Origin of the sequence: Bradyrhizobium sp. NBAIM08 (assembly GCF_020193935.1) — a bacterium.
Taxonomy (GTDB): domain Bacteria; phylum Pseudomonadota; class Alphaproteobacteria; order Rhizobiales; family Xanthobacteraceae; genus Bradyrhizobium; species Bradyrhizobium yuanmingense.
The window spans coordinates 172521-192934 of the sequence record NZ_JADYVR010000009.1 but is presented as its reverse complement, the minus strand read 5'-3'; the positions used below and the strand labels follow the sequence as shown (position 1 = coordinate 192934).

Here is a 20414-nt window from a genome sequence, read left to right as displayed (position 1 = left end):
GAAACCTTCGTAAAAGCACAGCCGACCGCCCCTAAAGCGGCGGCGCGGGGAGCGCGATCGGGCGCGGATGGCGCTTCGCTCCCCTGTATGGAGACCAGCATGAATTTCCTCAAAACCATGGTCGCTGCCGGCTTGGTCGCCGCATCGACGACGGTAGCCTTTGCGGCCGACATCACCGGTGCCGGCGCGACGTTCCCGTTCCCGATCTATTCGAAGTGGGCTGACGCCTACAAAAAGGAGACCGGCAACGGTCTGAACTACCAGTCGATCGGCTCGGGTGGTGGCATCAAGCAGATCCAGGCCAAGACCGTGACCTTCGGCGCCACCGACGCGCCGCTCAAGGCCGAGCAGCTCGAGAAGGACGGCCTCGTCCAGTGGCCGATGGTGATGGGTGCCATCGTCCCCGTCGTCAATATCGAGGGCGTGAAGCCGGGCGAGCTGGTTTTCGACGGCGAGACCCTGGCCAACATCTATCTCGGCAAGATCACCAAGTGGGACGATGCCGCGATCAAGAAGCTCAATCCCAGCGCGAAGCTGCCGTCAGAGGCCATCACCGTGGTCCGTCGTTCGGACGGCTCGGGCACCACCTTCAACTTCACCAACTATCTCTCCAAGGCCAGCGCGGACTGGAAGAGCAAGGTCGGCGAGGGCACCGCGGTCGAGTGGCCGGTCGGCGTCGGCGCCAAGGGCAACGAGGGTGTGTCGGGCAACATCAGCCAGACCAAGAACTCGATCGGCTATGTCGAATACGCCTATGCCAAGCAGAACAAGCTCACCCACACCGGTCTCGTCAACAAGGCCGGCAAGCCGGTGCAGCCGACCGTCGAGGCCTTCCAGGCGGCCGCCTCCAACGCCGATTGGTCCAAGGCTCCCGGCTATTACGTCATCCTGACCGAGCAGCCCGGCGAGAAGTCCTGGCCGATCACGGCGGCGACCTTCATCCTCATGCACAAGTCCGCCACCGACAAGGCGGCCGCGCAGGAAGCGATCAAGTTCTTCCGCTGGGCCTTCAAGAACGGCGGCAAGATGGCCGAGGAGCTCGACTACATTCCGATGCCGGACAGCGTCGTCCAGCAGATCGAGAAGACCTGGGCTGCCGAGATCAAGAGCTAAGGCGCTATATGTGTCCCGGACACGGTTCCGGGACGCTGCAAGATCTCCGCTCCGGATCGGCCTCCTGCCGCATCCGGAGCGCGCCACCAACAACAAGCGTAAATAAAACGGGTATAGGGGATCGGCGTGGCTGAGATGGCTGTTGAGAGCAATGTGATTGATGCTGCCGGTCCATATGATCGCGCCAAGGCCTTGAGCGCGTTCAAGCTCGGCGACGTCACCTTCTACTGGATCACGCGGTTGTCCGCGATCTCGGTGCTGCTGATCCTCGGCGGCATCATCATCTCGCTGATCGTCGGCGCCTTCCCGGCGATCCAGGAGTTCGGCATCTCCTTCCTGTGGACGCAGCGCTGGGCGCCCTCGGCCGATCCGCCGGTGCTCGGCGCGCTCGGGCCGATCTACGGCACGCTCGTCACCTCCTTCATCGCGATGCTGATCGCCATTCCCGTCGGTCTCGGCATTGCGATCTTCCTCACCGAGCTCTGCCCGCAATGGCTGCGGCGCCCGATCGGCATGGCGGTTGAGCTGCTCGCCGGCATCCCCTCGATCATCTACGGCATGTGGGGCTTCTTCGTGCTCGGCCCGTTCCTGGCCAACACCTTCCAGCCTTTCATGATCAGGGTGTTCGACGGCGTCCCCGTGCTGGGCGCGATCTTCGCAGGGCCCCCGTCCTATCTCAGCCTGTTCAACGCCGCGCTGATCCTCGCCATCATGGTGCTGCCCTTCATCACCTCGATTTCGGTCGACGTGTTCAAGACGGTGCCGCCGGTGCTGAAGGAAGCCGCCTACGGCGTCGGCTGCACCACCTGGGAGGTCGTCCGCAGCGTGGTGATCCCCTACACCCGCGTCGGCATCATCGGAGGCGTCATGCTGGCGCTGGGCCGGGCGCTCGGCGAGACCATGGCGGTGACCTTCATCATCGGCAACTCGTTCCGGATCTCCTCGTCGATCTTCGCGCCGGGCACGACGATTTCGGCGGCGATCGCCTCCGAATTTGCCGAGAGCGACGGCCTGCACCAGTCCGGCCTGATCCTGCTCGGCCTCCTGCTGTTCGTGCTGACGTTCTTCGTGCTCGCTGCCGCCCGTTTGATGCTGCTGCGCCTCGAAACCAAGGCCGGGAAGTGAAGCCATGAACCCGATCTATTCGCGCCGCCGCCGCTGGGACATCGTCATTCGCGGCCTCTGCATCGCAGCCGCCGCCTTCGGCGTCACCTGGCTCGCGCTGATCCTGGTCACGCTGCTCTACAACGGCCTGGCCGGGCTCAACCTCCAGGTCTTCACAGCTGACACGCCGCCGCCCGGATCGACCGAGGGCGGCCTGCGCAACGCCATCGTCGGCTCGTTGATCATGACCGTGATCGGCGTCGGCATCGGCGCGCCGCTCGGCCTGTTCGCCGGCACCTATCTCGCCGAGTACGGCCGCAACGACAAGCTGACCTCGGTGATCCGCTTCATCAACGACATTCTCCTGTCGGCACCCTCGATCATCATCGGCCTCTTCATCTATGGCGCGGTGGTGGTGCCGATGCGCGGCTTCTCGGCGATTGCGGGCGCGCTGGCGCTTGCCGTCATCGTGATCCCGGTCGTCGTGCGCACCACCGAAGACATGCTACTGCTGGTGCCGAATCCGTTGCGCGAAGCTGCCAGCGCGCTCGGCCTGCCGCGCTCGCTGGTGATCAAGCGCATCGCCTATCGTGCCGCGCGCTCCGGCCTCATCACCGGCGTGCTGCTGGCGACCGCCCGCGTCGCCGGCGAGACCGCTCCGCTGTTGTTCACGGCGCTGTCGAACCAGTTCTTCAGCCTCGGCCTGAACAAGACGATGGCGAACCTGCCTGTCACCATCAACAACTTCGTGCAGAGCCCCTACGAGTATTGGAAGCAACTCGCCTGGAGCGGCGCGCTGTTGATCACCCTGACCGTGCTTGCCCTTAACATTGGCGCGCGCATCCTTGGCGCCGAGAGGACTGCAAAATGAGTGAAATGTCTGTTTCCGTCAGCGCACCGTCCGTTCATCCCGGCTCGCAGCCCCTGCCCGAGGCGCCCGCCAAGGTCACGGCGCGCAACCTCAACTTCTACTACGGCGACCACCACGCGCTGAAGAACATCAACCTGGCGCTCGGCACCAACCGCGTCACGGCGTTCATCGGCCCGTCCGGCTGCGGCAAGTCCACCCTGCTGCGCATCTTCAACCGGATGTACGATCTCTATCCGGGCCAGCGCGCCGACGGTCAGCTGTTGCTCGACCATACCAACATCCTCGACCCCAAGCTCGACCTCAACCTGCTCCGCGCCCGGGTCGGCATGGTGTTCCAGAAGCCGACGCCGTTCCCGATGACGATCTACGAGAACATCGCCTTCGGCATTCGTCTCTATGAGAAGATCTCCAAGTCCGAGATGGACGACCGCGTCGAGAAGGCGCTGCGCGGTGGCGCGCTGTGGAACGAGGTCAAGGACAAGCTCAATGCCTCCGGCCTGTCGCTCTCCGGCGGCCAGCAGCAGCGCCTCTGCATCGCCCGCACCGTCGCGGTGCGGCCCGAGGTGATCCTGTTTGACGAGCCCTGCTCGGCGCTCGACCCGATCTCGACCGCCAAGGTCGAGGAGCTGATCCAGGAATTGTCCGAGAACTACACGATCGCGATCGTCACCCACAACATGCAGCAGGCGGCGCGCGTTTCCGACAAGACCGCCTTCATGTATCTCGGCGAGTTGATCGAGTTCGACGACACCAGCAAGATCTTCACGTCGCCGAGCGATCGGCGCACGCAGGATTACATCACCGGCCGGTTCGGCTGAGGAGACGGAACATGGGTTCTGAACATACCGTAAAGGCTTTCGACAGCGACCTTCAGGAGCTCACCCGCCTGGTCGCCGAGATGGGCGGCATCGCCGAGCGCATGATCGTCGATTCCGTCGACGCGCTGATCCGCCGCGACGTCGCGCTCGGCCAGCGCGTCGTCGCCACCGACGTCGAGCTCGACGCGCTGCAGAAGCGCATCGAGGAGCGCGCCGTGCTCACCATCGCCCGCCGCCAGCCGATGGCCGTCGACCTGCGCGAGATCGTCGGCGCGATGCGCGTTGCGACCGATCTCGAGCGCATCGGCGATCTCGCCAAGAACATGGGCAAGCGCGTCGCGGCGCTGGAGACGGATTTCCATCCGCTCAAGCTGTTCCGCGGCCTGGAGCACATGACCGACCTCGTGCAGCAGCAGGTCAAGTCGGTGCTGGACGCCTATGCCGCGCACGACCTGCCGGCGGCGATGGCGGTGTGGAAGGGCGACGAAGAAGTCGACGCCATCTGCACCTCGCTGTTCCGCGAGCTCCTCACCTACATGATGGAGGATCCGCGCAACATCTCGTTCTGCATCCACCTGATGTTCTGTGCCAAGAACATCGAGCGGATCGGCGACCACGCCACCAACATCGCCGAGACCGTGTTCTACATGATCGAGGGCCAGGCGATCACCGACAAGCGGCCGAAGGGCGACATGACGACCTTCGCCACGACGGTGCCGAACACCTGACGACTTAAGGAGCTACGACCACATGGGCGCACGCATTATGGTGGTTGAGGACGAGGAAGCTCTCACCGAGCTTCTTCGCTACAACCTCGAAGGCGACGGCTATGACGTCGAGACGGTGATGCGCGGCGATGACGCCGACACCCGCCTCAAGGAGCACATTCCCGATCTGATCGTGCTCGACTGGATGCTGCCGGGCCTGTCAGGCATCGAGCTGTGCCGGCGGCTTCGGACCCGCCCCGAGACCAAGCAGCTGCCGATCATCATGCTCACCGCGCGCGGCGAGGAGAGCGAACGGGTGCGCGGGCTCGCGACCGGCGCGGATGATTATATCGTCAAGCCGTTCTCGGTGCCGGAGCTGCTTGCGCGCGTGAAGGGCCTGCTCAGGCGTGCGAGTCCCGAGCGCCTCGCCACCGTGCTCGCCTATGGCGATATCGAGCTCGACCGCGACAAGCGCCGCGTGGCGCGCTCGGGCCGGCCGATCGATCTCGGTCCGACCGAATATCGCCTGCTGGAGTTCTTCCTGGAGCATCCCGGCCGCGTGTTCTCGCGCGAGCAGCTGCTCGACAGCGTCTGGGGCCGCGACATCTACATCGACGAGCGCACCGTCGACGTCCATATCGGCCGCCTGCGCAAGCTGCTCAACCTTGGCCGCGAGCAGGACCCGATCCGCACCGTCCGCGGCGCCGGCTACGCGCTGGACGATCGCTTCGCGAAGGCTGAGCAGACGTAAGGCGCCAGCGACAGCTGGTTTGGCGAACTGCGGCGCCGATCTCGGCCGTCATCCCGGGGCGCGCGCAGCGCCAGCCCGGGATCTCAGCGCGAGCGCTTGCGCTGTTCGCGATTAGCCACAGGACGTGGTTTGGCGAAGACTCGGAGTGACCATCTCGCGCAACGATTGCGCCCCGCGGTTACGGATCCCCGCCTTCGCGGGGATGACACCGAGCGATTGGGAGCCGTCATCGTGTGACGGCTGCAGTCTTGGCGATCAAGCTTGGCGATCAAAGCTTGGCGATCAGGGAATTCCGCAAGCTCACCGCGTGCCCGGTTTCGGTGCTGCGCGACGGCGATCCGCTGCGGGCTGATAGGCCACGCGCGAATGCTGGGCACAATAGGGCAGGCCGGAGAGCGCCTTGCCGCCGCAGAAGAAGAAATCCGGGCTCGAGGGATCGCCGACCGGCCAGTGGCAGGTCGCCTCGTTCAATTCCAGCAGCGACAGCCGCTGGCTCATCGGCACCACGTTGTCGTAGGTAACCGGCTCGGCTTCCAACTCGACCTCGAAGGCCTGCGCCAACGCGGTGTTGCCGCGCGCGACGGGGCGGGTCACCCGCATCATATGCTGCGCGGGCCGTGCCTTGCGCGGCCGCGGCGCTGCCGATGAAGGGCTCTTGGCGCGGCCGGACAGGCCGAGCCGGTGCACCTTGCCGATCACGGCATTGCGGGTCACATTGCCGAGCTCCGCCGCGATCTGGCTGGCCGAAAGTCCGGCCTCCCAGAGCTTCTTCAGCTGCTCGACGCGATCATCGGACCAGGTCAAAACCGTCATTGCACCCTTTCCCTCGCTGCGCGCCTGCCATCCTGGGGCCTTCGCAGCGAATGCTTTAGCCTTGAAAAACCCGTGCCGTCAGAATCCCTTAAGGCTCGCCGGGCGCGCTCAAGCCGCCCGAACGTTTACGCCGGTACATGAGGACTTCTGGGATCAGAACTGCTGCACGAGATGTCGTATCTGACAGTCCAAACGCTACAATATGGCGTGACTCCCGCGCAAGAGTCCGCCGACTCGCTTCCACATGTTCCGTGGTGAAAAACCCGCAAAATCGGCACCGCAAGACTACGGAATCAGCGTTTCGCGAGGCTTTCCGGGCGGCATTGACACCCGTCTTGCCAGGCATAAGATAGTGCCACGTGCCGCCCTTAAAAGGCGGCACGTTTCGTTTTCCGGGGCCGGTCGATGGTGCGTCGCGCAATGCATGCCTCACGCCGTCCGCAACATTCAAGTGACGTCATGACTAACAGCGCAGCGCCGCATTTGCTCCCCGTTTTCGCCAGGGCCGACCTCGGTTTCGAGCGCGGCGAAGGCTGCTGGCTGATCGCGACCAACGGCGATCGCTATCTCGATTTCACCTCGGGTGTCGCGGTGAATGCGCTCGGCCATGTCCATCCCGCGCTGGTCAAGGCGTTGCAGGAGCAGGCGACCAAGCTCTGGCACATGTCGAACCTGTTCCAGAGCCCTGACGGCGAGAAGCTCGCAAGCCGCCTCTGCAATGAGAGCTTTGCGGACTTCGTGTTCTTCTGCAATTCCGGCGCCGAGGCGCTGGAAGGCGTGATCAAGCTGGTGCGCCACCATCACTTCTCCAAGGGGCATCCGGAGCGTTACCGCATGATCACCTTCGAGGGTGCCTTCCATGGCCGCACGCTGGCGACGCTCGCCGCCACCGGCTCTGCGAAATATCTCGAGGGCTTCGGTCCGCCGATGGACGGCTTCGATCAGGTGCCGCACGGCGACCTCGACGCCGTGAAGAAGGCGATTGGTCCGCACACCGCCGGCATTCTCATCGAGCCGATCCAGGGCGAGGGTGGCGTTCGTTCTGCACCTCACGCCTTCCTGAGGGCGCTGCGCGAACTCTGTAACGAGCGCGGCCTGTTGCTCGCCTTCGACGAGGTGCAGACCGGCATGGGCCGCACCGGCGAGCTCTTTGCCTACAAGCGCACCGGCGTCACACCGGATGTGATGTCGCTCGCCAAGGCGCTCGGCGGCGGCTTTCCGATCGGCGCGGTGCTGGCGACCGCGGACGCGGCGGCCGGCATGGGGCCCGGCTCGCACGGCTCGACCTTCGGCGGCAATCCGCTCGCGATCTCGGCTGCCAATGCCATGCTCGACGTCATGCTCAAGCCCGGCTTCTTCGACCACGTGCAGAAGATGTCGCTGCTGCTCAAGCAGAAGCTTGCCTCCGTGATCGATCGTCATCCTGATGTCGTCAGCGAGGTGCGCGGCGAGGGCCTGCTGATCGGCATCAAGGCGGTGGTGCCCTCGGGCGATCTCGTCGCGGCGCTGCGCGCCGAAAAGCTGCTCACCGTCGGGGCCGGCGACAATGTCGTGCGCTTCCTGCCGCCCCTGATCGTCACGGAAGCGGAGATCGAGGACAGCGTCGGCCGGTTAGAGCGCGCCTGCGCTGCGATCTCCTCCAGCCAGACCAAGCGGGCGGCAAGCTGATGAGCACGACGCCCAACAAAGCTCCCAAGCACTTCCTGGACATCAACGAGCTGCCGCTCTCGGAGCTCAAGAGCATGCTCGCCGCCTCTTCGGCGATGAAGGCGAAGCAGAAGGCGCAGCAGCCGGTCAGGCCGCTCGAAGGCAAGACGCTGGCGATGATCTTCGAGCGTCCCTCGACCCGCACCCGCGTCTCGTTCGACGTCGGCATGCGCCAGCTCGGCGGCGAGGCGATCATGCTCACCGGCGCCGAGATGCAGCTCGGCCGCGGCGAGACCATCGCCGACACCGCGCGGGTTCTGTCGCGCTATGTCGACGCCATCATGATCCGCATCCTCAACCATGATGCGCTGCTGGAGCTTGCGGCCAACGCCACCGTGCCCGTCATCAACGGCCTGACGCGGCGTTCGCATCCCTGCCAGGTGATGGCCGACCTCATGACCTATGAGGAACATCGCGGCCCGATCGAGGGCAAGACGGTGGCTTGGACCGGCGACGACAACAATGTGCTGGCGTCCTGGGCCCATGCCGCCGAGCGCTTCAAATTCCAGCTCAATGTCGCAACGCCGCCGGAGCTCGCACCGAAAAAGGCCATGCGCGACTGGATCAAGGCGACGGGCGCGCCGATCGTGCTCGGCACCGATCCGGAAGCCGCCGTGCGCGGCGCCGATTGCGTCGTCACCGACACCTGGGTGTCGATGGGCGACAAGGAGGGCGAGCACCGCCACAACGTGCTCAAGCCCTACCAGGTCAATGCCAAGCTGATGTCGCTGGCCAAGGCGGACGCATTGTTCATGCATTGCCTGCCGGCCCATCGCGGCGAGGAGGTCACCGACGAGGTGATCGACGGGCCGCAATCGGTCGTGTTCGACGAGGCCGAAAACCGCCTGCACGCGCAGAAGGGCATCTTGGCCTGGTGCTTCGACGCGGTGAAGTAGCCTTCTTGTAGCCCGGATGAAGCGCAGCGAAATCCGGGGTTCTCAACGCGTGGAAAGACCCCCCGGATTGCGCTGCGCTCCATCCGGGCTACGCACTCGTCGTTCCGCGGACGACGGAATGCGGGCGTGCCTCTTTCAATTTGCATCGAACGACCCCAGATAAAGCGCCATGGTTTCCCAGTCTCCTGACATGAACACCGGGCCTGAAGGCCCGGTTCGCGCGCCATCATCGGTTCCGATCGATGACGCCGTGCTGCCTTACGAGGTCGACGCGCTTGACGTGCGCGGGCGCCTGGTGCGGCTTGGCCCCGCGCTCGACGACATCCTCACCAAGCACGATTATCCCGCAGCCGTGGGCAAGCTGCTCGGCGAGGCCATCGTGCTGACGACGCTGCTCGGCTCGACGCTGAAATTCGAGGGCCGCTTCATTCTTCAGGCCCAGACCGACGGTCCGGTGTCGTTCCTGGTGGTCGACTACAAGGCCCCGGACCGCCTGCGCGCCTATGCGCGCTTTGACGCCTCGCGCCTGGGCACGGCCAAGGATTCCGGCACGCTGCTCGGGCGCGGCCATCTTGCCATGACCATCGACCAGGGCCCCGACATGAGCCGTTACCAGGGCCTGGTTGCGCTCGACGGCGGCAGCCTGGAAGACGCCGCCCACGAATATTTCCTGCGCTCCGAGCAGATCCCGACGCGCGTGCGCCTCGCGGTCGGCGAGGAGTGGCGCTCGAGCGACGGCGGCAAGCATCGCTGGCGCGCCGGCGGCATGCTGATGCAATTTCTGCCGAAGGCGCCGGAGCGCGCGCGGCAGGCGGACTTGCATCCCGGCGATGCGCCCGACGGCACCGAGGTGCACAGCGTCGCGGAAGACGATGCCTGGGTCGAGGCACGCTCGCTGATCGAGACGGTCGAAGACGTCGAGCTGATCGATCCCGAGCTCTCCGGCGAGCGGTTGCTCTACCGCCTCTTCCACGAGCGCGGCGTGCGTGTGTTCAATCCGCAGGTGCTCGAGGCGCGGTGCTCCTGCTCGCGCGATGCGGTCGCCGCGATGCTCAAGAGCTTCTCGCACGACGACCGCGCCGCCATGGTCAAGGACGACAAGGTCGTCGTCACCTGCGAGTTCTGCTCGTCGGTGTATCAGTTCACGCCGCACGAGGCGGGCGTCGAGGACGCCTGAGCCTACCCGCGTCGCTGCACTCGCAATGTCGAGTGGAGCAGTGCCACACGCGCGGTGTCATAGCCCGACTTGATCGGGCGATCCAGTACTCCGAGACGATGCTGATCGAAACGAGAGGCCGCGGCGTACTGGATGCCCCGGTCACGCCGGGGCATGACAGTTGTGAGTGTTACGGCGAACTCGCCTCTCTAATTCAACACCCGCTTGTTGTCGGGGCTGTCCAGCGAAAACGTCGGCACGTCGATCTCGAAACGCTCGCCGGTTTCGCTGACCATCTGGTAGCGGCCGGTCATGAAGCCCGAGGCGGTCGAGAGCGGCACGCCGGAGGTGTATTCGAAGCGTTCGCCGGGGGCGAGGATCGGCTGCTCGCCGACCACGCCTTCGCCCTTCACCTCCTGCTGGCGGCCGGAGGCATCGGTGATGATCCAGTGCCGTGTCTTGAGCTGCACGGTCTCCTCGCCCGAATTGGTGATGACGATGGTGTAGGACCAGAAGTAGCGCGAGCGGTCGGCCGACGATTGCTCCGGAACAAAGTTCGGCTCGACGGTCACTTCGATCTGGCGGGTCACGGCGCGGTACATGGCTGTCATCATACCGAAATCCGCCCCGGGAACCAAACCCCCGCGGGCGCCTTGGCGACATCGTCCCGCCAGAATTGGCGGGAAAGCACACCATCGAGGGAGACACCCTGATGTGATCCGGACGCTTTGCGAGACGACAGCCGGACCATTACACTGCTTCAACGTCGCGATTTGCGGAAGGGTTTCCAGGCCCCGATGACCATTGCCGACCAAGTGACGGGATCGACCATCGCAGGAACCGCGGGCGCCAAGCCTGCGGGGACCAAGGCGCGCGCCGCGGCACCGGCCATCACGCTGCCCGCCATCGGCGAGCGCGAGCTCCGGCTCGATCTGTTCCGCGGGCTCGCGCTGTGGCTGATCTTCATCGACCATCTGCCGCCCAGTCTGCTGACCTGGTTCACGATCCGCAATTACGGCCTCAGCGACGCCACCGAGATCTTCATCTTCATCTCCGGCTACACCGCGGCCTTCGTCTATGGCCGGGCCATGCTGGAGAGCGGCGTTCTCATCGCCACCGCGCGCATCCTGCGCCGGGTCTGGCAGATCTACGTCGCCCACGTCTTCCTGTTCACGATCTTCCTCGCCGAGATCTCCTATGTCGCGACCAGGTTCGAGAACCCGCTCTACACCGAAGAGATGGGCATCATGGACTTCCTCAAGCAGCCCGACGTCGTCATCGTGCAGGCGCTGCTGCTGCGCTTCCGTCCCGTCAACATGGACGTGCTGCCGCTCTACATCGTGCTGATGCTGGCGCTGCCGCTGATCCTGTGGTCGATGAAATGGCGGCCGGACGTCACGCTCGGGCTGTCGGTCCTGCTCTACGCGGTGACCTGGGAGTACGACCTTTACCTGTCGGCCTATCCGAACGGCTTCTGGGCCTTCAATCCGTTCGCCTGGCAATTGCTGTTCGTGTTTGGTGCCTGGTGCGCGCTCGGAGGTGCGCGTCGCATGTCGGGCATCCTGGCCTCGCCCGTGACGATGTGGATCTCGATCGCCTATCTCATCGCGGCGTTCTACGTGACCTTGACCTGGTACGTGCCCCAGCTCTCCCAGTTCATGCCGAAGCAGATCGAACAATGGATGTATCCGATCGACAAGACCGACCTCGACGTGCTGCGCTTCGCGCACTTCCTGGCGCTGGCGGCGCTGACCGTACGCTTCCTGCCCCGCGATTGGCCGGGCTTGAAATCGCGCTGGCTACGACCATTGATTCTATGTGGTCAGCATTCGCTCGAGATCTTCTGCCTCGGCGTCTTCCTGGCCTTTGCCGGCCATTTCGTCCTCGCCGAAATCTCCGGCGGGCCGGTCATGCATGCGTTGATTAGCCTCTCCGGAATCCTGATCATGTGGGGGGTGGCCTGGGTCATTTCGTGGTACAAGCGTGTGGCTGACAAGAGCGGTGCGAAAACCAAAAACGCCGTCGGCAACGCCGATCTGGCGGGAGGGGGCTGATGAAGGCGAAGGTTCTCCTGAGCCTGGTCCTGCTATGCGGTAACCTCGCCGCGCCCACGGCGCGCGCGGGCGATGCCGCGTCTGCCGCATCCCCTATGCCTGCGGCCTGCGAACTGCCGTCCTATCTGCTGACCAGCGAAAGCCAGCTGCCCAAGGTCGCCGAGGCGATCAAGGCCAGCAAACCGCTCGACATCCTGGTGATCGGCAGCCGCTCGACCACGATTCCGTCGTCGGAGAGCAGCTCCTATCCGGCGCGCATGGAGGCGATCCTCAAGGAGAAACTGCCGCCCTCCGAGCCGGTGCACGTCTCCGTAGAAATACAGAGCAAGAAAACGGCAGAGGAGACCGCGTCCACCTTCGTTAAGCTGATGGAAGCAAAAACGCCTACTTTGGTCATCTGGCAGACCGGGACCGTGGATGCTATCCGATCCATCGATCCCGACGAATTTCGTAGCGCGGTGACCGACGGGGTTGTTGCGCTGCAAAAGGCAGGGGCGGACGTCGTCTTGATGAATTTGCAATATAGCCCGCGCACCGAGACCATGATCTCGGCGCAGCCTTTTCTCGATAATATGCGCGTCGTGGCACAGGAGCACGACATCCCGCTGTTCGATCGTTTCGCGATCATGCGGCAGTGGAATGAACAGGGCCAGTTCGACCTGTTCAACCCGTCCCGCGGGCCTGAGCTGGCGAAGCAGGTCCATGATTGCCTTGGCCGGGCGTTGGCACAGTTCGTGATTGACGCTGCCCATCTGGAGCCGGCCCAGCAGCAAAATTGAGGTCTAGCGTTAATGAGTTCTCTCCGCCCTTTTTGCCTGACGTCATGGCTGGCCGTGCCTGCAACAGCAGTGCTGTTGTTGCTGACGCCCGCCGCGCATGCGCAGACGCCGGCCGCTCAGCCGGCGACCCCCGCACCCTCCCAGTCGCCTGATCCCGCGCCCGCTGCGCCGTCCCAGACCACCGTCGCCGCGAGGTCGCTCGAGCAGCGCGGCGTCACCTCGCGCGCCATCGACAAGGTGAAGGAGGTCGCGAAGTCCGCCGCCGACATCTTCAGCCGGGTGCCCTGCCTGCCGCCGAAGGGCGGCTCCAAGGCGATGGGCTCGCTGCCGCATGTCGCGAGCAAGCTGGCCGCCGGCCAGCCCGTCGTCATCGTCGCGTTCGGCTCCTCGTCGACTCAAGGGTTCGGCGCGAGCTCGCCGGAGTTCAATTACCCCAATCGTCTCGCCGCGCAGCTGCGCCGGCACTATCCGACTGCCGACATCAGCGTCATCAATGCCGGCGTCGGCGGCGAGGACGCCCCCGAGATGATGAAGCGTCTGCAGACGCAGGTGATCGACAGGCATCCGGATCTCGTGATCTGGCAGGTCGGCACCAACGCGGTGCTGCGCAATCTCGATCCTGCCGATACGGCCAAGCTGGTCGAGGACGGCATCAGCCGCATTCAGGCCGCCGGCGGCACCGACATCGTGCTGGTCGATCCGCAATATTCGCCGGCCGTCAACCAGCGCAAGGAGAGCGCCGGCAAGATGATCAAGCTGCTCGGCAACGTCGCCGAGCTCCGCAAGGTCGGCATTTTCCCACGCTTCGAGGTGATGCGCGACTGGCACGAGAACCAGTCGATCCCGGTCGAGGGCTTCGTCATCGCCGACGGCCTGCACATGAACGATTGGGGCTATGCCTGCTTCGCCCAGCTGCTCGGCGACGACATCATCCGCTCCGTCGGCCAGATCAAGCTCGGTGTGAGCGTGCCCGCCGATGTGAGAACGTACCGGCCGATGTGAGAGGGTGCGTAGGGTGGGTTAGGCGAAGCCGTAACCCACCACTGTCTATCTCCGCAGATGCAGCAGAGGTGGATTACGCCTTCGGCTAATCCACCCTACGAGACCTCGCTTCCCTCACGCCTTCTCCAGCGCCGCGGTGAGATCCTCGATCAGGTCATCCGCGTGCTCGAGCCCCGCCGAGAAGCGGATAAATCCCTCGCTGATGCCGAGCGCGGCGCGGTCTTCCGGCTTGAGGCGTTGATGCGTCGTGGTCGCCGGATGCGTGACGAGGCTTTTGGCGTCGCCGAGATTGTTGGAGATCTTGGCGAGCTTCAATTCGTTGAGCACACGGAACGCCGCCGCCTTGCCGCCCTTCACCTCGAAGCCGACCAGCGTCGAGCCGCCGCGCATCTGCTTCTTCACCAGCGCCGCCTGCGGATGATCGGCGCGGCCGGGATAGACCAGTCGCGAGATCTTGGGATGGCTCGCCAGCACCTCGGCGATGCGCGCGGCATTGTCGGTCTGCGCGCGCACGCGCACGCCCAGCGTCTCCAGGCCCTTGAGCAGGACCCAGGCATTGAACGGCGAAATCGACGGGCCGGTCTGGCGCATGAAATTGTGGATGTGCTCGGCGATGAAGGCTTCGGAGGACAGGATGATGCCGCCGAGACAGCGGCCCTGGCCGTCGATGTGCTTGGTTGCGGAGTAGACGACCACGTCGGCGCCGAGCGCGAGCGGGCTCTGCCAGATCGGGGTTGCAAACACGTTGTCGACGACGAGCCGCGCGCCACCCTTGTGCGCGATCTCGGCGATCGAGGGGATGTCGAGCACGTCCAGCGTCGGGTTGGTCGGGCTCTCCAGGAAGAACGTCTTGGTGTTGGGTCTCAGCGCGCGCTGCCACTGGTCGAGATCGAGCCCATCGACCAGCGTGGCCTCGATGCCGTAGCGCGGCAACAGGTCCTGGATGACGTAGAGGCAGGAGCCGAACAGCGCACGGGAGGCGACCACGTGATCGCCGGCCTTGAGCGGCGCCAGGATCGCGGTCGTCACCGCCGCCATGCCGGTTGCCGCCGAGCGCGCGGCCTCGGCGCCTTCGAGCTCGATCATGCGGCGCTCGAACATTGCAATCGTCGGGTTGGAATAGCGCGAATAGATGAAGCCGGGATCTTCGCCCTTGAAGCGCGCCTCGCACTCCTCCGCGCTGGCGTAGACATAGCCTTGCGTCAGGAACAGCGCCTCCGAGGTCTCGCCATATTGCGAGCGCAGGGTGCCGGAATGGACCAGGCGGGTTTCGGGGCGATAAGTGGCAGACGACTTCGACATAGGACCCTCTCCGACATGACCGTCGAGGCGAAAACGGTCACAAAAAAACCGGCCTGGATATCTCCACGGGCCGGGATCACAGAGGTCCCCGGCCTGTTTAGCGACTTATTTAACGTGGCTGCAAGCCGGCCGGCTCAAATCACCACGGGATAAGTGATGCTCATATTCCGCAATGCCCTTTCCGTCAAGGCGTCCATCGGATAGCCGTAAAAGACTTGTATTTCCGGCATGTCCGGATGCACTCGACCCCTGATGAGGACCCCCGGTTGACGTTCACGGTCGCCGCCGACGCCAATGGTATCCTGCCCGACCGCATGATTGCGGCGATGGCGGAAGAAGGTCTCATCCTGCCCGCCTACGACTTCGTCGAGAGCCAGATCCAGCCGGCGAGCCTCGATCTGCGCCTCGGCGACATCGCCTATCGGGTCCGCGCCAGCTTCCTCCCCGGGCCCGGTGCCACCGTGGCAGAGCGCATCGACGAGCTGAAGCTGCACGAGTTTAGCCTCGCCGACGGCGCGGTGCTCGAGACCAACTGCGTCTACATCGTGCCGCTGCTCGAGAGCCTCGCGCTGCCGCCGGAGATCGTCGCTGCCGCCAATCCGAAGAGCTCGACCGGCCGGCTCGACGTCTTCACCCGCGTCATCGCCGACGGCACCCGCCGCTTCGATATGATCGGCGCCGGCTATCACGGCCCGCTCTATGCCGAGATCAGCCCGAAGACGTTTCCGGTGCTGGTGCGCGAGGGCTCGCGTCTCAGCCAGGTGCGCTTCCGCACCGGCGATGCCATCCTCAATGCCGACGAGCTCGATGCGCTGCACGCCAGCGAGCGTCTCGTCGACATCGACGATGCCGATCTCTCGGGCGGCGTTGCCGTCTCGGTCGATCTCTCCGGCGAGAAGGCGAGCGGCTTCGTCGGCTATCGCGCCAAGCGCCACACCGGCGTCGTCGATGTCGACCGCCGCGCCGGCTACGCGGTGGAGGATTTCTGGGAGCCGATCTCGGCGCGCCCCGACGGCAGCCTGATCCTCGACCCCGGCGAGTTCTATATCCTCGCCTCCAAGGAAGCGGTGCAGGTGCCGCCCGACTACGCCGCTGAGATGGTGCCGTTCGACCCCCTGGTCGGCGAATTCCGCGTGCACTATGCCGGCTTTTTCGATCCCGGCTTCGGCTATGCCGGCGCTGGCGGGCTGGGATCGCGCGCCGTGCTGGAGGTGCGCTCGCGCGAGGTGCCGTTCATCCTCGAGCACGGCCAGATCGTCGGCCGCCTCGTCTACGAGAAGATGCTGGCCCGCCCCGACGCGATGTACGGCCAGCGCATCGGCTCCAACTACCAGGCGCAAGGCCTCAAGCTCTCGAAGCATTTTCGGGTGTAGCCCGATCCTGTAGCCCGGATGGAGCGCAAGCGTAATCCGGGAAGGTCTCACTTGTGGCGCGATCCCGGATTACGCTTTGCTCCATCCGGGCTACAAGGTGGTGACATGATTGAGCCATCCCAACTCGACGCACAGATCATCAACGACGTCGCGGACGCGCTGATCTATTCCGATCGCTCCGGCACGATCACACGCTGGAATCGCGCATCGACCGCGCTGTTCGGCTTCACGGCCGACGAAGCGCTCGGCCAGAACCTCGATCTGATCATTCCCGAACATCTTCGCGCCGCGCACTGGAAAGGCTTCGACGCCGCGCTCGCGAGCGGCACCATGAAGCTTGCGGGCAAGCCGACGCTGACCCGCGCGCTGCACAAGAGCGGGCGCAAGCTCTACATCGAGATGACCTTCGCATTGGTGCGAGACAACGATGGCGCGGTGCAGGGATCGGTGGCGATGGCTCGCGACGTCACGGAGCGCGTTGAGCGCGAACGGGCGGCCAAGGCGGCGCAAAATTCGTGATGCGGAATTGACGGAAAGCCGCGCAGGGAGGCCTGCACGCGCGTCATGTTGCCTGTCACCGGCGGCGGTGACACACTCGATCAAAACCATGATCAGGGAGCGAACATGACTATCGCACCAGACCTCGCGCAGCACGCGCAATGGAAGCGCTGGCGCGCCGTCGCCGATCTCTATCACGCTTACTTCACCGGGCTGATCCTCACCGTCGTCACGCGCCGCGGCACGGCGGATGCCGCAGAATTCGTCTTCCGCGTGTTTCGTCGCCAGCAGCAGGAGCGTTTCCTGCCGGGGCTCAGCAAGCTCGGGATCCACCATCTGCCGCCGGCGGTCGCGGCTGCGCAATACCACTATCTCTCCAACTGGATCGGCGGCGTGCATGTCGAATACATGTACGAGAGCGACACCAAGGCTTGGATCCGCTATCCGCCGCCGCGCTGGATCTGGAAGGGCACTGCGATCTGTGGCGTGCCGGGCGAAGTCTCACGCGCCATGCTGCGCGGCTGGCACGCCAACAATGGCGCGGCCCTCGGCGATCTCAGGCTCGGCTTCGTCTGCACCAAGCAGAGCGTCGACGGCCAGGACGGGCTCGAAGGCTATTACTATCTCTACGACCATCCGCTCGAGCTCGACCAGCGCCTCGTGTTCGCGCGCCACCTCGAAGCACCTTTGTTCGATGCGAAGACGGCGCCCGCCTTGCCGGTCGCGAGCTGGCCAAGACCGCGGCTGGAAAAGGCCTATCGCAATTACGCGATGGAATATGTCCGCACCGCCGCGCCCGTGATGGTGCAGCTGTTCGGCCCGGAGGATGCCGGCTATCTGCTGCACCTCACCGGCAAGCTGATCGGCATGCAATATTTCGACGAGGTCGCCACAGCGCTGGCAATGACCCGCGGCGGCGCGCGAGAATTCGCATCGTTCCTGAACGCGTTGCTCGCCGCGCAGGATGATGCAGCCGAGACGGCTCAATCGGAAGACACCTTCGAGATCCGGCAGCAGAGCTGGAAGCTGATGGACGACGTCGCCGATTATCATCGCGCCTGCGCCAAGGTGCTGGAGGGATTGTTCGAAGGGCTCGCCGCAGGCTGCGGCCGGCACATCGGCGTGCAGATGCGCACCGCGGTAGGCGGGCGCCCACCGCTGGTGTGGACCATCGGTTAGGCGACGGCCGCAGCGGGCCTCACCTCGCCCCGCTTGCGGGGAGAGGTCGGATTGCATCGAAGATGCAATCCGGATGAGGGGGAGTCTCCGCGAGTCCAGCTCTCGCCGTCTTCGCGAATAGAGCCCCTCACCCCGACGCTCTCGGCGCGAGCAAGGCTCGTCGCGGCCCCGTAAGAACGGGGAGAGGGAGAAGAACGAATTCCACCGCTTGAAATGCGCTGCCGCAGGGCACGCCTGCATCGGGCGCAGGCAGAATCGGAGCACGCCGTGCTAACACGCCTCAGCCGCGCCATTCGCGCGAACGACGCCATTGGCACACCAAGTGATTGCTGCGCTGCAAACGGCGCCTGCGCCCGGGAGAGGACATGTCCGACATCGCCGAAATCCCGGTCGATGAGCAAGAGCGCCCGCTGCCGCCGCCTCCGGCGCCGATCAGAAGCGCTCTGACGGATGGGCCGATCCTGCGGACGCTGCTCTCGCTCGCTTGGCCGAACGCGATCGGTCTGTCGGCCGGCATTTGCGTGGTGATCGCCGAGACCTCCTATGTCGGCCGGCTCGGCGTCGAGGCGCTGGCGGCGATGGCGCTGGTGTTTCCGACGATCATTCTGACCATGACGATGTCCGGCGGCGCCATGGGCGGCGCGGTGGCCTCGGCCATCGCGCGTGCGCTCGGCGCCGGGAATCGCGAGCGCGCCGGCGCATTGGCCGTGCACGCGATGCTGATCGGTATCAGCTTCGGACTCATCTTCATGCTGGGCATGTTGATCTTCGGGCCGAGGTTGCTCGAGATGCTCGGCGGCCGCGGCGATGTGCTGACGCATGCGATCGCCTATACGCAGGTGTTCTTCGGCGGTGCCGTGCTGCCCTGGCTGCTTAACACCATGGCGGGCATCCTGCGCGGCACCGGCAACATGAAGCTGCCGTCGTTCCTGATCCTCAACTCCGCGGCCTGGCAGATCGTGCTCGGCGGCACGCTCGGTCTCGGGCTCGGGCCAGTGCCGCAGTTCGGCATGCGCGGCGTCGCCGCCGGCGCGCTGATCGCCTATACTATGAACATCGGCATTATGGCCTGGTACCTGTTCTCCGGCCGCGCGCGGATCACGCTGAAGCTGCGCGGCCTGCGCATCCAATGGGCGATGTTCTTCGACATCCTCAAGGTCGGCGCCATCGCCTGCTTCTCGCCGCTGCAATCGGTGCTGACGATCTCGATCTTCACGCACATGCTGGCGCAGTTCGGCACTGCGATCCTCGCCGGCTACGGCGTCGGCGCGCGGCTCGAATTCCTGCTGACCTCGATCGCATTCTCGTTCGGCATCGCCTGCGTGCCGATGGTCGGGATGGCGATCGGCGCCGGCCGCATCGCGCGGGCCCGGCGCATCGCCTGGACCGCCAGCGTTGCTGCTTTCGTGGCGGTCGGCGTGCCGGCGTGCCTCGTTGCGATCTTCCCCGATCTCTGGGTCAACATGTTCACCGACAGTGTGGCGGTGCGCGCGGCGAGCCATCAATATCTTTCGACGGTCGGGCCGTTCTACGCCTTCTTCGGCCTGGCAACGACGATGTATTTCTCCTCGCAAGGCGCGGCCAAGGTGATCGGGCCCGTGCTGGCGCAGACCGCGCGGCTGATCTACATCGCCGGAATCGGCTGGTGGCTGTCGAGGCACGGCGCCAGCGCGCAGAGCTTCTTCTGGCTCGCCGCGAGCTCGATGGTCGTGCTCGGCCTCTTGTCGTGCTCCAGCGTCGTGCTGACACGCTGGGGACCGCGCGAGACGAAGCCTGCGATCAAGCCGGCGCTTTCGGCTGCGGACTAGCGACGCTTGTGGCGGCGATGGCCGCCGCCGCCGGTATTGGCGAGACGCATCAATTGCGGGATCATCGCCATCATGTCGCTGCCGCCGAGCATGCCCATGATGTCGCCGCCGCCCATGCTGCCGATCCCGACCGGCATGGTGCCGCCGCCCATCGGCGCGTAACCGCCGTAGCTCGGTGCACCGAATCCGCCGCCGAAATTGTCGCCGCCCATCATGCCGCCGAGCCCGCCGCCGCCGTTCTCCATCATGCGGCTCATCATCGGCCCCATGGTCTGCATCAGCATGGCGAAGCGGCGCTTGCCCATCTTCGCCTTCATCATCTCCAGCATCGGCGCCATCTGGGTCATCATGTCCTCGCCGCCGGCTCCTCCGCCGCCGAGGAATTGCGCCTTTGCCGGCACGCTCGAGATCGAAAACAGCAGCAGCACCGCGGCCGCCTGACAGATCACCTTGTCCGCACCTCTCATGGCATGCTCCTCGCGT

The 20414-nt window shown here is 65.1% G+C and carries 20 protein-coding genes and 1 riboswitch; of the genes, 16 read left to right on the top strand and 4 right to left on the bottom strand.

Going from position 1 to position 20414, the window contains the following annotated elements; genetic code table 11:
- Positions 1-99: 99 nt before the first annotated feature.
- The 6 genes from pstS to phoB all read left to right on the top strand — a co-directional run bounded on the left by pstS (position 100) and on the right by phoB (position 5364).
- The gene (gene pstS, locus I6F37_RS27910) at positions 100-1113 is read left to right on the top strand and encodes a phosphate ABC transporter substrate-binding protein PstS (protein WP_036042759.1); all 1014 of its coding nucleotides are present in this window, start codon (positions 100-102) and stop codon (positions 1111-1113) included.
- Between the two features lie 135 nt (positions 1114-1248).
- Complete coding sequence (pstC, locus tag I6F37_RS27905) at positions 1249-2238, top strand: phosphate ABC transporter permease subunit PstC (protein ID WP_036001678.1); 990 nt, start codon at positions 1249-1251, stop codon at positions 2236-2238.
- Positions 2239-2242: 4 nt separating this feature from the next.
- Complete coding sequence (gene pstA / locus I6F37_RS27900; RefSeq protein WP_036001676.1) at positions 2243-3088, top strand: phosphate ABC transporter permease PstA; 846 nt, start codon at positions 2243-2245, stop codon at positions 3086-3088.
- The gene (pstB, locus tag I6F37_RS27895) at positions 3085-3906 is read left to right on the top strand and encodes a phosphate ABC transporter ATP-binding protein PstB (RefSeq protein ID WP_036020413.1); all 822 of its coding nucleotides are present in this window, start codon (positions 3085-3087) and stop codon (positions 3904-3906) included. Before pstA ends, pstB begins: the two co-directional genes overlap by 4 nt.
- Before the next feature lie 11 nt (positions 3907-3917).
- Positions 3918-4634 (top strand): phosphate signaling complex protein PhoU, encoded by a 717-nt coding sequence (phoU, locus tag I6F37_RS27890; RefSeq protein ID WP_036001670.1) that lies wholly within the window; start codon positions 3918-3920, stop codon positions 4632-4634.
- Between the two features lie 22 nt (positions 4635-4656).
- Positions 4657-5364, top strand: a complete 708-nt coding sequence (phoB, locus tag I6F37_RS27885; RefSeq protein ID WP_008143479.1) for a phosphate regulon transcriptional regulator PhoB — start codon at positions 4657-4659, stop codon at positions 5362-5364.
- 300 nt (positions 5365-5664) lie between these two features.
- Here the strand turns inward: phoB and I6F37_RS27880 are convergent, their stop codons facing one another.
- On the bottom strand, positions 5665-6177 hold the full coding sequence (locus tag I6F37_RS27880) for a GcrA family cell cycle regulator (protein ID WP_036001664.1): 513 nt from the start codon (positions 6175-6177) through the stop codon (positions 5665-5667).
- Between the two features lie 459 nt (positions 6178-6636).
- Here I6F37_RS27880 and I6F37_RS27875 point away from each other — a divergent pair, with 459 nt between their 5' ends.
- The 3 genes from I6F37_RS27875 (at position 6637) to I6F37_RS27865 (ending at position 9957) form a co-directional block, all read left to right on the top strand.
- Positions 6637-7845 carry an aspartate aminotransferase family protein gene (locus I6F37_RS27875; RefSeq protein ID WP_225128474.1) on the top strand — a complete coding sequence of 403 codons (1209 nt, stop codon included), beginning with the start codon at positions 6637-6639 and terminating at the stop codon, positions 7843-7845.
- The gene (gene argF, locus I6F37_RS27870) at positions 7845-8780 is read left to right on the top strand and encodes an ornithine carbamoyltransferase (RefSeq protein WP_036042744.1); all 936 of its coding nucleotides are present in this window, start codon (positions 7845-7847) and stop codon (positions 8778-8780) included. The genes I6F37_RS27875 and argF overlap by 1 nt, the downstream gene beginning before the upstream one ends.
- Before the next feature lie 169 nt (positions 8781-8949).
- The gene (locus I6F37_RS27865; protein WP_109142180.1) at positions 8950-9957 is read left to right on the top strand and encodes an Hsp33 family molecular chaperone; all 1008 of its coding nucleotides are present in this window, start codon (positions 8950-8952) and stop codon (positions 9955-9957) included.
- Positions 9958-10145: 188 nt separating this feature from the next.
- Here I6F37_RS27865 and apaG read toward each other — a convergent pair whose 3' ends face one another.
- Complete coding sequence (apaG, locus tag I6F37_RS27860) at positions 10146-10538, bottom strand: Co2+/Mg2+ efflux protein ApaG (protein WP_024337101.1); 393 nt, start codon at positions 10536-10538, stop codon at positions 10146-10148.
- Between the two features lie 195 nt (positions 10539-10733).
- Between apaG and I6F37_RS27855 the strand changes: the two genes are divergently transcribed.
- Genes I6F37_RS27855 through I6F37_RS27845 form a run of 3 tightly spaced genes read left to right on the top strand, consistent with a single transcriptional unit; the run spans position 10734 to position 13771 of the window.
- Positions 10734-11990, top strand: a complete 1257-nt coding sequence (locus I6F37_RS27855) for an OpgC domain-containing protein (protein WP_057028451.1) — start codon at positions 10734-10736, stop codon at positions 11988-11990.
- The gene (locus tag I6F37_RS27850; RefSeq protein ID WP_225153252.1) at positions 11990-12769 is read left to right on the top strand and encodes an SGNH/GDSL hydrolase family protein; all 780 of its coding nucleotides are present in this window, start codon (positions 11990-11992) and stop codon (positions 12767-12769) included. Before I6F37_RS27855 ends, I6F37_RS27850 begins: the two co-directional genes overlap by 1 nt.
- 12 nt (positions 12770-12781) lie before the next feature.
- Positions 12782-13771, top strand: coding sequence for an SGNH/GDSL hydrolase family protein (locus I6F37_RS27845; protein WP_225153250.1), 990 nt, complete (start codon positions 12782-12784; stop codon positions 13769-13771).
- Positions 13772-13885: 114 nt separating this feature from the next.
- Here I6F37_RS27845 and I6F37_RS27840 read toward each other — a convergent pair whose 3' ends face one another.
- A complete protein-coding gene (locus I6F37_RS27840; RefSeq protein WP_225153248.1) occupies positions 13886-15073 on the bottom strand; it encodes an O-succinylhomoserine sulfhydrylase in 1188 nt (395 codons plus the stop codon).
- A 76-nt stretch (positions 15074-15149) separates the two neighbouring features.
- Positions 15150-15229: riboswitch (SAM riboswitch) on the bottom strand.
- A gap of 110 nt (positions 15230-15339) precedes the next feature.
- On the opposite strand from I6F37_RS27840, the gene I6F37_RS27835 reads away from it, so the two are divergent.
- The 4 genes from I6F37_RS27835 to I6F37_RS27820 all read left to right on the top strand — a co-directional run bounded on the left by I6F37_RS27835 (position 15340) and on the right by I6F37_RS27820 (position 19931).
- Complete coding sequence (locus tag I6F37_RS27835; protein ID WP_035996377.1) at positions 15340-16446, top strand: 2'-deoxycytidine 5'-triphosphate deaminase; 1107 nt, start codon at positions 15340-15342, stop codon at positions 16444-16446.
- A gap of 105 nt (positions 16447-16551) precedes the next feature.
- A complete protein-coding gene (locus I6F37_RS27830; RefSeq protein ID WP_035996379.1) occupies positions 16552-16965 on the top strand; it encodes a PAS domain S-box protein in 414 nt (137 codons plus the stop codon).
- Between the two features lie 105 nt (positions 16966-17070).
- Positions 17071-18123 carry a hypothetical protein gene (locus tag I6F37_RS27825; protein ID WP_225153246.1) on the top strand — a complete coding sequence of 351 codons (1053 nt, stop codon included), beginning with the start codon at positions 17071-17073 and terminating at the stop codon, positions 18121-18123.
- Between the two features lie 365 nt (positions 18124-18488).
- A complete protein-coding gene (locus I6F37_RS27820) occupies positions 18489-19931 on the top strand; it encodes an MATE family efflux transporter (RefSeq protein ID WP_225153245.1) in 1443 nt (480 codons plus the stop codon).
- Here I6F37_RS27820 and I6F37_RS27815 read toward each other — a convergent pair.
- Positions 19928-20398: a hypothetical protein gene (locus I6F37_RS27815; protein ID WP_225153243.1), complete on the bottom strand. Its 471-nt coding sequence runs from the start codon at positions 20396-20398 to the stop codon at positions 19928-19930. The two genes, I6F37_RS27820 and I6F37_RS27815, sit on opposite strands and share 4 nt — an antisense overlap.
- Positions 20399-20414: the final 16 nt, after the last annotated feature.